General features: G+C 42.9%; 12 protein-coding genes and 1 riboswitch. Of the genes, 10 read left to right on the plus strand and 2 right to left on the minus strand.

Annotated features, from left to right (window positions below; all coding sequences use genetic code 11):
* Positions 1–391: 391 nt before the first annotated feature.
* Positions 392–1,570, minus strand: coding sequence for a cystathionine beta-lyase (metC, locus tag C1A12_RS09590; protein WP_101843656.1), 1,179 nt, complete (start codon positions 1,568–1,570; stop codon positions 392–394).
* A complete protein-coding gene (locus C1A12_RS09595; protein ID WP_101843657.1) occupies positions 1,563–2,687 on the minus strand; it encodes a methionine biosynthesis PLP-dependent protein in 1,125 nt (374 codons plus the stop codon). Before C1A12_RS09595 ends, metC begins: the two co-directional genes overlap by 8 nt.
* 73 nt (positions 2,688–2,760) lie before the next feature.
* Positions 2,761–2,875, minus strand: a riboswitch (SAM riboswitch).
* A 190-nt stretch (positions 2,876–3,065) separates the two neighbouring features.
* Here C1A12_RS09595 and C1A12_RS09600 point away from each other — a divergent pair.
* The 10 genes from C1A12_RS09600 (at position 3,066) to ilvA (ending at position 15,021) form a co-directional block, all read left to right on the plus strand.
* Positions 3,066–3,932 carry an SMP-30/gluconolactonase/LRE family protein gene (locus C1A12_RS09600; RefSeq protein WP_235001581.1) on the plus strand — a complete coding sequence of 289 codons (867 nt, stop codon included), beginning with the start codon at positions 3,066–3,068 and terminating at the stop codon, positions 3,930–3,932.
* Positions 3,933–4,763: 831 nt separating this feature from the next.
* Positions 4,764–5,669, plus strand: a complete 906-nt coding sequence (gene ilvE / locus C1A12_RS09605) for a branched-chain-amino-acid transaminase (protein ID WP_101843659.1) — start codon at positions 4,764–4,766, stop codon at positions 5,667–5,669.
* A 368-nt stretch (positions 5,670–6,037) separates the two neighbouring features.
* Positions 6,038–7,753 carry a biosynthetic-type acetolactate synthase large subunit gene (gene ilvB, locus C1A12_RS09610; RefSeq protein ID WP_101843660.1) on the plus strand — a complete coding sequence of 572 codons (1,716 nt, stop codon included), beginning with the start codon at positions 6,038–6,040 and terminating at the stop codon, positions 7,751–7,753.
* Entirely contained in the window at positions 7,750–8,271 is a 522-nt protein-coding gene (gene ilvN / locus C1A12_RS09615; RefSeq protein WP_101843661.1) for an acetolactate synthase small subunit, read from the plus strand. The genes ilvB and ilvN overlap by 4 nt, the downstream gene beginning before the upstream one ends.
* A gap of 24 nt (positions 8,272–8,295) precedes the next feature.
* A complete protein-coding gene (gene ilvC, locus C1A12_RS09620; protein ID WP_101843662.1) occupies positions 8,296–9,327 on the plus strand; it encodes a ketol-acid reductoisomerase in 1,032 nt (343 codons plus the stop codon).
* Positions 9,314–10,861 carry a 2-isopropylmalate synthase gene (locus C1A12_RS09625; protein ID WP_101843663.1) on the plus strand — a complete coding sequence of 516 codons (1,548 nt, stop codon included), beginning with the start codon at positions 9,314–9,316 and terminating at the stop codon, positions 10,859–10,861. The genes ilvC and C1A12_RS09625 overlap by 14 nt, the downstream gene beginning before the upstream one ends.
* Before the next feature lie 12 nt (positions 10,862–10,873).
* Positions 10,874–11,980, plus strand: coding sequence for a 3-isopropylmalate dehydrogenase (gene leuB, locus C1A12_RS09630; protein ID WP_101843664.1), 1,107 nt, complete (start codon positions 10,874–10,876; stop codon positions 11,978–11,980).
* A gap of 21 nt (positions 11,981–12,001) precedes the next feature.
* A complete protein-coding gene (gene leuC, locus C1A12_RS09635; protein WP_101843665.1) occupies positions 12,002–13,420 on the plus strand; it encodes a 3-isopropylmalate dehydratase large subunit in 1,419 nt (472 codons plus the stop codon).
* Between the two features lie 3 nt (positions 13,421–13,423).
* A complete protein-coding gene (gene leuD / locus C1A12_RS09640) occupies positions 13,424–14,011 on the plus strand; it encodes a 3-isopropylmalate dehydratase small subunit (RefSeq protein WP_101843666.1) in 588 nt (195 codons plus the stop codon).
* Positions 14,008–15,021 carry a threonine ammonia-lyase gene (gene ilvA, locus C1A12_RS09645; RefSeq protein WP_235001610.1) on the plus strand — a complete coding sequence of 338 codons (1,014 nt, stop codon included), beginning with the start codon at positions 14,008–14,010 and terminating at the stop codon, positions 15,019–15,021. Before leuD ends, ilvA begins: the two co-directional genes overlap by 4 nt.
* Positions 15,022–15,176: the final 155 nt, after the last annotated feature.

The raw sequence follows: 15,176 nt of genomic DNA on the forward strand, positions 1-15,176 counted from the left end.
GCGTCACCACCGAACGCTCATCGTGGCAAAACGAAAAAGAGTGATTTTCTTTGATGGAGAAAAGAAAGTCACTCTTTTTTCTTATACAATGAAAGGAATACATAAAAGGGAGGGGTTGGATGTTAGATCGACAATTATCCATGAACTTCAGTCAATTGGAGGGACTACACTCTAGAAAACATGAAAATGGTTGCCCTTCGCCTAGACAGGGTTAGCTAGGTGAAGGAGAGTCTTTTTCGGTACGGGTGGGCGAATACTGCGAGATTCCTGCGGAAAACCGGGCGTTCGTCCGCGGAAAGCTAGGGGTATTCGCCCGCCCGAGCACACAAAAAAGTTTGCAGTAAAACACGGGATTTCTCCACAAGCGGACAGCTGGTGGGGCGGCTGTTTTTTATTTTGTTCCGGATAATTGCTCTGCTGCTCCTACATGTTCCAGCCCTTTTTCAAAATCACGAATTAAATCATCAGGATTTTCCAGTCCGACGGATAGTCGAAGCAGTCCCCCGGTGATGCCCCGGTTTAGCCGTTCCTGCTCCGGCATTGCAGCGTGCGACATTTTAGCTGGATACGATAGAATGGATTCTACTGCGCCAAGACTAACTGCGAATACCGGGAGTTCGATATGCTGACTAAAGGTTCGAACTGCTGCTTCATCTTTTAATTTAAAAGATAATACTGCACCGGCCCCCTTAGCCTGATAGGCATGAATAGAGGAGCCAGGGTGGCAGTTAAAGCCAGGATAATAAACCTCCTCAATAACAGGATGATCTGTTAGGTACTCTGCGATCTTATAAGCCGAATCAGATGATTGCTTAAGTCGGCAGTCAAGAGTTTTCAGCCCTCTTAGTACGAGCCAGCAATCATGAGCTCCTAATATCGAACCGAATGAATTCTGCAAAAAGCCGAGCTTCTCTCCAATTTCAGGGTCATTGGTTGCGGCAAGTCCAGCAACGACATCACTATGCCCGGCAATGAATTTAGTGGCGCTGTGTAATACAAGATCGGCCCCTAGTTCAAGAGGCTGCTGCAAAGCTGGAGTCATAAATGTGTTATCTACGAAGGTCATGCATTGATTAGCTTTGGCAAGCTTACTGACGGCTTGAATATCTGTAATGTTTAACAAGGGGTTTGAAGGTGTTTCAATATATAATAAACGGGTGTTCGGTTTAATAGCGGTAGCTACCTCGTGAAGATCGGTCATATTAACGAATGTATGCTCAATTCCGAACCTTCCAAGCACATCATTAATCATGCGAAACGTACCACCATAAACATCTTCTGAAATCACCACATGATCACCTTTAGACAACAACATGAAGGAAGTTGAAATCGCGGCCATTCCCGAAGCAAAAGCAAATCCGTGAGTACCGTTTTCAAGGTTTGCAATTGTATCTTCAAGAGCTTCACGTGTTGGATTACCGGATCGGCTGTAGTCATATATACCAGGGTTGTCAAAATCAGCCTGGTGAAATGTAGAAGCCTGTTGAATCGGAACACTTACCGCTCCTGTTTCCCGATCAAATTTATGGTCGTTGTGTAACAGCCTCGTTTGAAAAGTATGATTAGTCATGGTAAATTTCCTCCTTCGTTAAACTTTCCAGTGCTTGTGTTAAATCATTTTTTAAATCTTCTACGTGTTCAATTCCTACAGAAAACCGTAATAACCGGTTGCATACCCCGTAACGCTGGCGGGTTTCTTCAGGGATGTCTGCATGCGTTTGAGTTGTAGGATAGGTAATGAAGCTCTCGACTCCCCCAAGGCTTTCAGCGAATGTAATTATTTTTAAGCTTCGCAGAAATGGATCCACACAATATTCATCCTGAAGTCTAAATGACAACATGCCTCCGCGCCCGGGATAAAAAACGTCCGTGATCCCCTCATGATTTCGCAAAAATTCTACAAGTGAAATTGCGTTGGACTCATGTTTTTCCATCCGAAGTGATAAAGTTTTCATGCCCCTCATAAGAAGCCAGGAGTCAAAAGGCGATAAAACTCCTCCAGCTGTGTTCTGAAAGTACCCCAATTTCTCACTAATCTCCTCATCCTTGGCTACGAGCAGACCGGCCAGAACATCATTATGCCCTCCCAAGTACTTTGTAGCACTGTGGATCACGATATCGGCTCCTTCTGTGAGCGGCTGCTGAAGTAAAGGGGTATAAAGTGTGTTATCGACCAGCAGTAAAGCTCCGTGTTTTTTTGCAATTTTCGAGATTGCAGCAATATCAGCAGTATGCATTAAAGGGTTGGTTGGCGATTCAATATAAAGGGCCTTTGTATCCTTTGTTATGTAATTTTCAATTTCCATTAGCCGTTTACTGTCACAATAAACAAATTTAATACCATATTGATTGGATAAATAGTCGAAGAAACGGTAGCTGCCTCCGTAGACATCTTCAGAGACAATGATTTGATCTCCAGTTTTAAAAATTGATAAGGCACCTTGAATAGCAGCCATACCAGAACTAAAAGCAAATGCAGATGTTCCTTTTTCAAGCTCGGCTACGGACTGTTCCAGCAACTGACGGGTAGGATTGCCGGTTCTTGTGTAATCAAACCCGGTGGATTCACCTAAACCCGGATGCTCATACGCCGTAGAAAAATGGACGGGGGCGTTAATCGCACCTGAAGCATCTCCGTTATTCTTTCCTGTATGAACTAGTTTCGTTTCGGTTTTTCTACAACACATGGTCATTCCCCTTTTTAAATAAAAATAAAAAAAGCCTTCTTATAAGAAGAAGACTTTGTGGTTTACATTCTTCTTCTTATCTTTCAAGTTGGTCTAATCGTCAACTTGCTGGAGTTAGCACCTTACTGGTTATACCAGTGGTTGCTGAGGCTTCAACGGGCCAGTCCCTCTGCCTCTCTAGATAAGAGATTACGTTTTACTATTTAATTCCTTCACCTTAATGTACACTACACACTTTCTTTTGACAAGAGTATTAAACGAATTTTTTGAAATTTATACTCAAATGATTTGTTTATTAATGTTTGTGATATGGTTAATAGACAAGTAAATGAAATGACCAGTAACAGCACTGCAGTCAAAACAAAAGGGGACATGAATATGAACGTTGAATTATTCATTGACAGTCGATCAACCTTAGGGGAGGGACCTTGCTATAATCAAATGAAGGATGAATTTTACTGGGTTGATATACTTGAGAAAAAAATAGGTATTTACAGCTTTAAGACAAAGCAAATATCTTATATTACTCTTAATTCTTATGTAGGAACAGTAGCTCCAAGAGAAAAAGGAGGGTTAATTGCTGCATTGCAGGACGGACTGTATTTTATAGATGAATATACTAAAGAGGTTCATCAAATAACAGATCCGGAACCAGAGCAGCATTCCAACCGATTTAATGATGGGAAATGTGATCCGGAAGGAAGGTTCTGGGCAGGGACAATGGATGGGGAGGAAAAAAAGACTACAGGTTCATTGTACTGTCTTGACACTGATCTAAATGTTGAACGTAAAATTGACAACGTAGGTATATCAAATGGGCTTGCCTGGTACAACGATTGGATGTATTTCATTGATACACCCACCATGAAAGTTTTACGTTATGATTATGATTCTTCTACTTCAAAAATTTCTAATCCTAAAACAGCTGTAGAATTTCCGCAAGGAGTCGGTTTCCCTGACGGAATGACCGTAGACGAAGACGGAATGTTGTGGATTGCTCATTTTGCAGGATTTGGCGTGTCAAGGTGGAACCCTTATACGAACGAGCAACTTGAATTTATTGAGGTCCCTGCTCCGAATGCTACTTCTTGCACATTTGGGGGTAAAGACCATGCAGATTTATTCATCACTACGGCTAGAAAAGGAATGAGTAAAGAAGAGTTAGAAAAGTACCCGAATTCTGGCGGCGTTTTCAAAGTAAATACAGGGGTGAAAGGAGTTCTCAATCATGCTTTTAAGGGGTGAACTAAAAAGGCTTTAAGAATCAACATATATAATAGGTAGAAACTCGGAAAAAAATATAGAAACTATTAGAAGAAGCTTGCTTGACTTTGTGCAAGCTTCTTTCTAGTTTCTACTATTATAATGGAACTTCTATAAATGGGGGGACTTGGAATTTGTGATTCATGCAAATTTATCAGCCAATAAGAATGTTACATTTAAGTTCCTTTCATTTTTTTAGTTTTATATTGCAGATTCACATAAAATCAACCATGCAAATTTTTGCATGGTTATTTGTCGAATGAATAACCGTTCTGGTTAATTCTTTCACTTTATATTGAGTTTTAGTATGTCGAATGGGTCGACAACTTTACTTACCAAACATAGCTGGATCAGTGTGAATTTGAATGTCGTTAAATGTTATTAGAAGTATTGACGCTTTACAGAGCCTGTCTTGCTTATAGAAATCGACATTATGTAAAAATGGGCGCAAAATAGGCAGTTTTATAGGATTTTCCAGGACATTCCTGTTTCATTTTTAAGATAAAAAAGAAAAAAATAAACTTTTCCTGACTGCTGAGAATTCATATATGGTCTGAATGAAAACGCTTTCTTAATTGATTCAATAATCGAACTAGTCAGAAAACTTACAAAAAAGCTGTTGACCTTTTTCTGAAATGGCGTTAAAGTAGTCCTCAATCAACTATATCGCTACCGAAACCAGTGGCCGCGCAAGTTGATTCATGTGGAAAGATTGACCTTTGACCTGTACGTGCAGGAGTGCATGCCTGCACGGGGTCACCCCAACTTTAATAACTATGTTAAACAAAATCTAAAAAGAAAGGAGTGCTTTAAATGAGCAACCAGTGGATTTATTTAAGCGGCGAATTCGTGGATAAAAACGAGGCTGTTGTGAGCGTCTATGACCATGGGTTCTTATATGGTGATGGGGTGTTCGAAGGCATTCGTGTCTACGAAGGGAATATATTTAAACTAGATGAACACTTAAAACGCCTTTACGATTCAGCAAAGTCAATCATGCTTCATATCCCATATGAAAAGGAGGAATTGGAGCAGATTATTGCTGAAACCGTCCGCAAGAATCAGCTGGAAACGGCTTACATCCGTGTCGTTGTATCCAGAGGTTCCGGCAATTTAGGCTTAGACCCGTCCAGCTGTGCAAATCCGCGAGTGGTTGTCATTGCTGAAGCACTTGCTTTATTTCCTAAAGAATTATATGAACGCGGCGTAAGGCTAGCATCGGTTTCAAGCAGAAGAAACCGCCCGGATGTATTGCCCCCGCAAGTTAAATCATTAAACTATCTCAATAATATCTTAGTGAAACTTGAAGCAAACCAGGCAGGCGTTGATGAGGCGCTGATGTTAAACGACCAAGGATATGTAACAGAAGGCTCAGCAGACAACATTTTCATAGTGAAAAACGGTACGATTTATACCCCTCCTGTATATTTAGGGGCTTTAGAAGGAATTACACGTAATGCGATTATTGATCTTGCAAAAGAACATGGTTATGAAATTAAACAGGAACCATTCACAAGGCATGATGTGTACGTAGCAGACGAAGTATTTTTAACTGGAACTGCAGCTGAAGTTATTGCTGTTGTAGAAGTAGATCAACGAAAAGTAGGCGATGGAAGTCCGGGTGCAGTTACGAACCACTTGTTATCTGAATTTAGAAAGATTACTACAACAGATGGCTGCCAGGTTTACCCTTCAAAAGGCAAAGCCCAGGTCAGCTAACGAATTATACAATTAAATCTGTTAACTCGAAGACAGGAATAAAGGAATAAGTTCAGGCATTTACAGAGAGCCGGGGTTGCTGGAAGCCCGGAATTGCTCCTTATCTCCGACATCATCCTTGAGTGTCCCGACTGAACGAGAAATCAAGTAGGTGGGATCAGGTGTACTTAAGAATACACCTGTTATCAAAATGGAGCTTACGTTTTAATTAAGCTCCCTGAGGCGTATTTCTTTTTACGCAAATGAGGGTGGTACCGTGGAAAATAACCAAGACCTTTTCACCCCTCCATTCTTTCTACAAGTGTCTATTTGTAGAGGAATAGAGGATGAAAAGGTCTTTTTATATGTAATTTAGGAGGGATTAAAAAATGAAGGCTGAAGCAGCTCAAGAAGTTAAGACAGCACCACGTACGGGAGCAGATTTGTTGGTAGATTCATTGATCGAACAGGGTGTTGACACTTTATTTGGGTATCCTGGAGGAGCGGTTCTCCCAATCTATGACGCAATTTATCGTGCGGAAGGCTCTTTTGATCATGTACTTCCCCGTCACGAACAGGGAGCTATACATGCAGCAGAAGGATATGCCAGAGTGTCCGGACGACCAGGGGTTGTAATCGGAACTTCTGGACCTGGTGCAACAAACCTAATTACAGGTATTGCAGATGCGATGATGGACTCGTTACCAGTTGTTATTTTCACTGGGCAGGTAGCCAAAGGAGTAATCGGCACAGATGCATTTCAGGAGTCGGACGTTATGGGTATTACTACCCCGATTACAAAGCATAATTATCAAATCCAGCATATTGAAGAACTGCCTAGAGTGGTGAAAGAAGCTTTTCATATTGCGACAACCGGCCGTCCAGGACCTGTAGTTGTCGATATCCCTAAAGATATTTCTTCTACGGTGCATGAGAAAGATGTGGAATCTGATTTTCATCTGCCGGGATATCAGCCGACAGTTCATCCGAATCCACTGCAAATTAATAAACTTCACGATGCGCTGTTACAGGCTAAGAAGCCGGTGATTCTGGCTGGAGCTGGTGTTATCCACTCTAAAGGCTCGGAGGAACTACAGCGTTTCGCTAAGAATTATAACCTTCCCGTAGTAACTACTTTGCTTGGACTGGGCAGCTTCCCGGGAAGCGACGAACTCTCATTAGGTATGGGAGGGATGCACGGCACGTATTCAGCAAATATGGCCCTTTACGAATGCGATTTGCTCATTAACATCGGTGCTCGATTTGATGATAGGCTGACAGGGAATCTGGAACACTTCGCACCAAACGCGAAGGTAGCACATGTGGACATCGATCCTGCTGAAATTGGTAAAAACGTTCCGACTTCTATACCAATCGTGTCGGATGCAAAAGCAGCTCTGGAAGCCCTGAATAAGCGGGGAATCTCCCAGCTGGATCATCAGGAATGGCTTGATAAAACAAATACGAATAAAAAAGAGTATCCGCTTTGGCATGATGATTTCGAAGGACAAATTTCACCACAGTGGCTGATGAAAAAAGTTCATGCATATACCCAGGGAGAGTCCATCGTTACCACAGATGTTGGGCAGCATCAAATGTGGGCAGCACAGTATTACAGCTTCCATCAGCCTAACAAATGGGTAACCTCCGGAGGGCTGGGCACTATGGGATTTGGCTTCCCTGCCGCAATTGGCGCTCAGTTAGCTTCCCCGGATGCGAATGTTGTAGCCATCGTAGGGGATGGCGGATTTCAAATGACGATGCAGGAACTCTCGTTACTTCAGGAAAGAAACATTCCTGTCAAAGTAGTAATCGTTAATAATCAGGCTCTTGGTATGGTAAGGCAGTGGCAGGAGAAGTTTTATGAAGAGCGTTATTCTCATTCACTTGTTCAATCTCAGCCTGACTTCGTTAAATTGGCGGAGAGCTACGACATTCCTGGTTTTAAGATCGAAACGAAGGAAGAATTGGAAAAGACACTGCCAGAAGTATTGAGTAACAATAAGCCGGCAGTGATCGACTGCCGAGTTATGCAAATGGAAAATGTATATCCTATGATCGCTCCAGGCAAGGGACTTCATGAAATGATTGGGGTGACACGATGAAACGTATAGTAACTGCTACTGTTCATAACCGAAGTGGAGTGTTAAACCGGGTGACAGGGCTGCTGTCAAAAAGACAGTTTAATATTGAAAGCATCTCAGTCGGCCGTACCGAGACTGAAGGCGTTTCGAAGATGACTTTCGTCGTAGAAGTTGAGGATGAGCGTAAATTAGAACAGCTGACAAAACAGCTTAATAAACAAATCGATGTTTTGAAAGTATCTGATATTACCGATAAAGCGATTGTGGCGCGGGAGCTGGCAATGGTAAAAGTAATCAGCAACCCGCAAATTCGCAGCGAGATTCAAGGGATTGTGGAACCATTCAGGGCAACAGTGATTGATGTCAGTCGAGAAAGCATGACTGTTCAAGTTACAGGAAATTCGGATAAGGTAGATGCATTAATTGATCTGCTTAGACCATATGGCATTAAAGAACTTGCAAGAACAGGCTTAACGGCTTTTACAAGAGGTCATCAGCCGCAAGTAGCAGAAATCAAATCTTATTCACTACTAAAATAACTTACAAACGAAAGGGAGATTAAAATGGCACAAGTTTATTATCACAACGACATTCAAGATGAGGTACTAAAAAATAAAAAGGTAGCAGTAGTTGGTTATGGCTCCCAAGGGCATGCTCATGCACAAAACTTAAAAGAGAGCGGATACGATGTAGTTGTAGGCCTTAGACAAGGTAAATCATGGGATAAAGCAGAACAGGACGGTCTTGAAGTAAAAGAGGTAGCCGACGCAGTAGCAGAATCCGACGTTGTAATGGTTTTGCTGCCGGATGAATATCAGCCGACAGTATATGAGGAACAAATTAAACCAAATCTTAAAGCTGGAGCAGCACTCGCATTTGCTCATGGGTTCAACGTTCATTTTGATCAGGTTGTTCCTCCAAGCAATGTAGATGTATTCCTTGTAGCACCTAAAGGGCCTGGACACCTTGTCCGCCGTACTTTTGAAGAAGGTGCAGGGGTGCCGGCACTATTTGGTGTAGAACAAAATGTAACTGGGGAAGCTCGTGAAATCGCTCTTGCTTATGCGAAAGGCATCGGCGGCGGCCGTGCAGGTGTTCTTGAAACTTCTTTCCAGGAAGAAACAGAAACTGACTTGTTTGGTGAGCAGGCTGTACTTTGCGGAGGACTATCAAGCCTTGTTAAAGCAGGATTTGAAACTCTTACAGAAGCAGGGTACCAGCCGGAAGTTGCTTACTTCGAATGTATGCATGAATTAAAATTGATTGTCGATTTGATGTACGAAGGCGGTCTTGAAGGTATGCGCTACTCAATCTCTGACACTGCACAATGGGGTGACTTCGTTTCCGGACCGCGCGTGATTAACGAAGAAACGAAAAGCCGGATGAAAGATGTACTTTCCGATATTCAAACGGGTAAATTCGCAAAAGGGTGGATCCTTGAGAATCAGGTGAACCGTGCAGAATTTAACGCAATTAATAATTTAGAAAACAATCATCAGATCGAGAAGGTGGGTAGAGAGTTACGAGAGTTAATGCCTTTTGTTAAAAAATCTCAATCTAAAGAAAAGGAAGTGGTCAATCATGGCTCGCGTTAATGTCTTTGACACTACACTACGAGACGGGGAACAGTCAGCAGGAGTTAACTTAAATCGTCTTGAAAAGATTGAGATTGCTAAGCAGCTGGAACGATTTGGTGTAGATATAATGGAGGCGGGTTTTCCCGCTTCCTCTCAAGAAGACTTTGATGCCGTTAAAGAAATTGCCGATACGGTTCGTAACTGTTCAGTTACCGGGTTAGCCCGTTCCTTCAAAAGTGATATTGATGCGGCCTGGGATGCCTTAAAAGGAGGCGCAGAGCCAAGACTGCATATCTTCCTTGCGACTTCACCGATTCATATGACTCATAAGTTGAAGAAGACACCGAATGAGGTTGTAGAAACTGCTGTAGAGTCCGTAGCCTACGCAAAGCAGAAAGGTTTTTCTAAGGTGCAGTGGTCGGCAGAAGATGCCACTCGCTCAGATTATGATTTTCTCATTCACGTGATTGAGAAAGTAATCAATGCAGGTGCAGATGTTATCAACCTTCCAGACACAGTAGGTTACACAACTCCTGATGAATATGCGAAGCTTTTTAAATATGTAAGGGAAAATGTTCCTAATATAGATGGAGTAATATTGTCTGCTCATTGTCACGATGACCTCGGGATGGCGGTAAGTAATTCGCTCTCAGCTATTGAAGCAGGAGCCGGTCAGATCGAAGGCACTATTAATGGAATAGGTGAGCGTGCTGGTAATGCGGCTCTGGAGGAAGTATCAGTTGCATTGGAAATTAGGAAAGATCGATACGATTACCAGACGGGTCTGGTTTTAAAAGAAATCAAGCGTACAAGTGACCTGGTCAGCAAACTAACTGGAATGCAAGTACCAGGTAACAAGGCAGTAGTGGGACGTAATGCGTTTGCCCACGAATCTGGTATTCACCAGGACGGAGTACTGAAAGAGGCCACCACGTACGAAATCATTACACCAAAAATGGTAGGTATTGATTCTAATAATCTAGTCCTTGGAAAACATTCCGGCCGACATGCCTTTAAACAAAAAGCTGAATCCTTCGGCTTTGAATTATCAGAATCAAAGTTGAAAGAAGCATTTCGTGCTTTTAAAGAATTAACCGGTAAAAAGAAAGAAGTTACAGATGAAGATTTGTTTGCTATCTTGGCGGATAAGCAGACCGAGAACGAAGATGTTCCCAAGTATGATTTGAAAGCATTTCAAGTGCAATATGGCAGTATTAACCGCCCAACAGCCACCATACTGCTTACACGTCCTGATGGAGAAGAAGTTGAGAAAGCTAGTACCGGTGAAGGAAGTGTAGAAGCGATCTATAATACCTTAGATGAGCTGCTGGATGAAGAGGTCCATCTTCAAGATTATCAATTAAGTTCTATCGGAAAAGGCAGAGACGCCCTGGCCGAGGTTTATGTTCAATTAACGGTTAACGGTCAGAAAGCATCTGGACGCGGTTCTGCTCAGGACGTGCTCGAAGCTTCTGCCCACGCATTCTTAAATGCTGTGAACCGTACATTGCATACTAAACAATCTAACGTGGTAAAGGAAGCTCAACTATAGGAGGGGAAAGAAATGGAAAAGCATATCGTCATACTGCCTGGAGATGGCATTGGTCAAGAAGTTACAAAAGCAGCAAAAGGTGTTCTTGAGACTTTAGCTGCTCAATTTGGTCATAGTTTTACTTTTGAAACTCACGACATTGGCGGTGCTGCTATTGATAACCATGGTACCCCTTTACCTGAAGATACAGTAGCTGCTTGTAAAAAGGCAGATGGTATTTTGTTAGGAGCAGTTGGAGGTCCTAAGTGGGATAATCTTCCCGGACATATGCGCCCTGAAAAGGGATTGCTCGGAATTCGTAAACAGCTGGGACTTTTTGCCAACCTTCGGCCTGTAAAAGGTTTTGAATCCTTATTGCATGCTTCTCCTTTAAAACCGGAAGTAGTGGGGGGAAGTGACCTGTTAATTGTCCGTGAACTTACTGGCGGTTTATATTTTGGGGAACCAAGAGAACGTCGTAACAACGGGCAGGATGTAGTGGATACTTTGGCTTATTCAAGACATGAAATGGAACGAATTGTAGATCAGGCCTTTCAAAGTGCACAAGTCCGCCGCAACAAGCTGACTTCAGTAGATAAAGCCAACGTACTTGAATCAAGCCGTATGTGGCGTGAAGTGGTTGAGGAGAAGAAAGAGAATTATCCTGATGTAGAAGTGGAACATATGCTCGTGGATGCTGCGGCTATGAAGCTTGTTACAAATCCGGGTTATTTTGATGTGATTGTCACAGAGAATATGTTCGGAGATATTTTGAGTGATGAAGCATCAGTATTGACGGGGTCACTGGGAATGCTTCCCTCAGCAAGCATTCGAGAGGACGGTTTAGGTTTATACGAACCTGTCCATGGTTCAGCTCCTGATATAGCCGGTGAGGATAAGGCAAATCCGCTGGCAACTATCCTCTCGGCAGCGATGATGCTCCGCTATTCTTTTCATATGAATGTGGAAGCGGATGAAATTGAAGCAGCGGTTCATGCGGTGCTTAATGATAAATATCACACAGCTGATTTGAAAATCGAAGGCGGTACTGAGGTGAGCGGAAGCGAACTTGCGAAAAAGGTATCAGAACAAATGAATTCCAATGAAACTACTGAAAACATTATGAGGTGTTACGCATAAAGAAAGAAAGGAGCGACCATTATGGGGCGACCTAAAACGATTGTTGAAAAAATTTGGGATCAGCATGTCATTCATCAGGAAGAGGGTAAGCCTGAGTTAATCTATATTGATCTGCATTTAGTTCACGAAGTTACTTCCCCTCAAGCGTTTGAAGGACTGAGAATGAAAGATCGCAAAGTACGTCGTCCTGATCGCACGTACGCAACCATGGATCACAACGTGCCGACTTTGCACAGGCACATTATTAAAGACCAAATTTCTAAGAAGCAAATGGATACACTGAAGCAAAACTGTGATGAGTTTGGCATTAGACTAGCTGATATTGATCACCCTGACCAGGGGATTGTCCACATTATTGGACCTCAGCTTGGTCTTACACAGCCAGGAAAAACGATTGTCTGCGGAGACAGCCACACGTCCACTCATGGAGCATTCGGCGCACTGGCCTTTGGAATTGGAACAAGTGAAGTAGAGCATGTACTTGCGACACAGTCATTGTGGCAGTCAACTCCAAAAACTCTCCAGGTAAACGTGGATGGAGAGCTTGGAACCGGGGTGACCGCCAAGGATTTAATATTGGCGATCATCGCAAAATTCGGGGTACGCTTTGGAACCGGCTATGTTGTGGAATATACTGGAGAAGCGATCCGCAAGCTTTCGATGGAAGAGCGGATGACAATATGTAATATGTCAATTGAAGCAGGAGCTCGTGCCGGCCTGATCAGCCCGGACGAAACTACGGTGGAATATTTAAGAGGTAAACGACACGTTCCTAAAGATGAAGAATTTGAAGCTGCAGCTCAAGAGTGGCTTTCCCTTGCCACTGACTCGGGTGCTGAATATGATGCCGCTGTTGAAATAAATGCGTCAGAGATTGAGCCTCAAGTAACATGGGGAACAAACCCATCTCAGTGTGTGCCTGTGGGTGCAACTACCCCGGATCCATCAGTACTTGAAGATGCTCAAGAACAGGACAGCATTCAAAGGGCGCTTGATTACATGGGATTAGAACCCAATCAAGAAATTCAATCGATACCGATTGAACATGTTTTTATTGGGTCCTGTACGAACTCAAGAATCAGTGATCTCCGCAAAGCTGCCGAGATTGTTAAAGGCGGCAAGGTTCACCAGGGAGTAAGAGCCATGGTGGTACCAGGTTCATTCTCTGTGAAACAGCAGGCTGAAGCAGAAGGGTTGGATACGATTTTTCTCACAGCAGGATTTGAATGGAGAGATGCGGGATGCAGTATGTGTCTGGCCATGAATGATGACATTGTTCCTCCAGGTGAACGCTGTGCCTCTACCTCTAATCGTAATTTCGAAGGCAGACAGGGCAACGGAGCACGTACTCACCTTGTGAGTCCGGAAATGGCGGCAGCAGCAGCTTTGGAAGGTTCATTTGTAGATGTAAGAAAATTTGGCGCGACGGTAGGAGGGTAAATGATGGAACCTATTAAACAGCATACTGGATTGATTTACCCGCTTGATCGATCGAATGTAGATACCGATCAAATTATACCCAAGCAATTTTTAAAACGAATTGAGCGTCAGGGTTTCGGTCAGTTTCTATTTTATAACTGGCGCTTTAACGATGACGGTTCCAAGCGGGAGGATTTTTCTTTAAACTATCCGATGTATAAGGATGCCACTGTACTGGTAGCTGGTGAGAATTTCGGATGTGGATCTTCTCGGGAGCACGCCCCCTGGGCGATTCAGGATTTCGGTTTTAAGGTTGTCATAGCCACCAGCTTTGCAGATATTTTTTATAATAACTGCTTTAAAAATGGTATTCTTCCAATTGTGCTGCCTCGAAATGAAGTAAATGATCTTCTTGAACAGGCAAAGGATGAAAAAATAACTATTAGTGTTGATCTCGTCAATCAACAAGTAAAAAGTGATCATGGTTTAGTATCAGCATTTGATATTCAACCTTATCATAAAGATATGTTGTTAAATGGCTGGGACGAAATATCTGTTACGTTGAATTATGCTGACGCCATTGATCAGTATGAAACAGAGAAAGCCAAATAATTAAAACAAGGAGTGAAGACGTTGGGAATTTCTTAACGCTAGCTAAAGTCTTTGAAGCCAAAGAACAATTAAACGATGTGGTTCATCAAACACCGTTTAAAACCTCTGAAACATTTAATCAGCACACAGGTCAACAGGTGTATCTGAAAATGGAGAATCAGCAAAAGACAGGAGCATTTAAAGTGAGAGGAGCTTCTTTTAAAGTCTCCCAGCTGACGAGTGAAGAAGCTGAATGCGGAGTCATTGCTGCCTCGGCAGGGAACCATGCGCAAGGTGTAGCGCTTGCTGCCGCAAAACGCGGCATTCCTGCTCAAATCTTTATGCCAGAGGGAACTCCTCAAGCTAAAGTGCAGGCGACAGAAGCTTATGGTGCCAAGACTGTTTTAACAGGAGAATCTTTTCAAGAAGCTTATGCAGCAGCAATGGAAGAGCAAAAACGCTGCGGCGCCACATTTGTTCATCCATTTGATGATGTAGATGTTATGGCCGGGCAGGCTACGGTTGCAGTTGAAATGCTTCAGGAGCAGCCCGACCTGGATACGATCGTTGTACCGATCGGTGGCGGAGGACTTATTGCTGGTATAGCTTACGCGGCCAAGCAATTAAAGCCCGACATTAAAGTAGTGGGGGTTCAATCTGAAAAAGCACCTTCTACGTATAACTCATTTTATAAATGCGGGCCGAGAAAACTGACCTCCGTTTCTACAATTGCAGATGGGATTGCTGTAAAGCAGCATGGGACGAAAACATTCCATTATATCCGTAAATACGTGGATGCGATTGTGACCGTTGAAGAACAGCAGATTGCGAGTACCATTTTAAAGCTGCTTGAGCGTGAGAAGACACTCGTGGAAGGGGCGGGAGCAACAGCCCTTGCCGCAGTATTAGCCCACAAGGAAGCTTTAGCCGGGAGAAAGTGCGGTGTTGTAGTAAGTGGTGGAAACATGGATGTTTCGAGATTACCACACGTTCAACAGCTAGCATTAACAAAAAGAATGGTCATGGTATAAGAAATGAGGAATGGGACGCCAATCATATGGATTGGCGTTCTTTTTTACCAAAAAAGTGGTAGTTAGTATAGACGTAGCCGTAGACTAATTATGAAAAGATTGTTAGGAATTTAGTAATCTTCAGGAAAACAAAAAATCTCCTATCCATAGTCAGA

Origin of the sequence: Halobacillus sp. Marseille-P3879 (genome assembly GCF_900240285.1) — a bacterium.
Lineage (GTDB): Bacteria > Bacillota > Bacilli > Bacillales > Halobacillaceae > Halobacillus_A.

Bases quoted from the DNA above. Each gene is read 5' to 3' on its own strand.
- metC (WP_101843656.1), bottom strand. From the start codon at position 1,570: ATGACTAATCATACTTTTCAAACGAGGCTGTTACACAACGACCATAAA.
- C1A12_RS09595 (WP_101843657.1), bottom strand. From the start codon at position 2,687: ATGTGTTGTAGAAAAACCGAAACGAAACTAGTTCATACAGGAAAGAAT.
- C1A12_RS09600 (WP_235001581.1), top strand. From the start codon at position 3,066: ATGAACGTTGAATTATTCATTGACAGTCGATCAACCTTAGGGGAGGGA.
- ilvE (WP_101843659.1), top strand. From the start codon at position 4,764: ATGAGCAACCAGTGGATTTATTTAAGCGGCGAATTCGTGGATAAAAAC.
- ilvB (WP_101843660.1), top strand. From the start codon at position 6,038: ATGAAGGCTGAAGCAGCTCAAGAAGTTAAGACAGCACCACGTACGGGA.
- ilvN (WP_101843661.1), top strand. From the start codon at position 7,750: ATGAAACGTATAGTAACTGCTACTGTTCATAACCGAAGTGGAGTGTTA.
- ilvC (WP_101843662.1), top strand. From the start codon at position 8,296: ATGGCACAAGTTTATTATCACAACGACATTCAAGATGAGGTACTAAAA.
- C1A12_RS09625 (WP_101843663.1), top strand. From the start codon at position 9,314: ATGGCTCGCGTTAATGTCTTTGACACTACACTACGAGACGGGGAACAG.
- leuB (WP_101843664.1), top strand. From the start codon at position 10,874: ATGGAAAAGCATATCGTCATACTGCCTGGAGATGGCATTGGTCAAGAA.
- leuC (WP_101843665.1), top strand. From the start codon at position 12,002: ATGGGGCGACCTAAAACGATTGTTGAAAAAATTTGGGATCAGCATGTC.
- leuD (WP_101843666.1), top strand. From the start codon at position 13,424: ATGGAACCTATTAAACAGCATACTGGATTGATTTACCCGCTTGATCGA.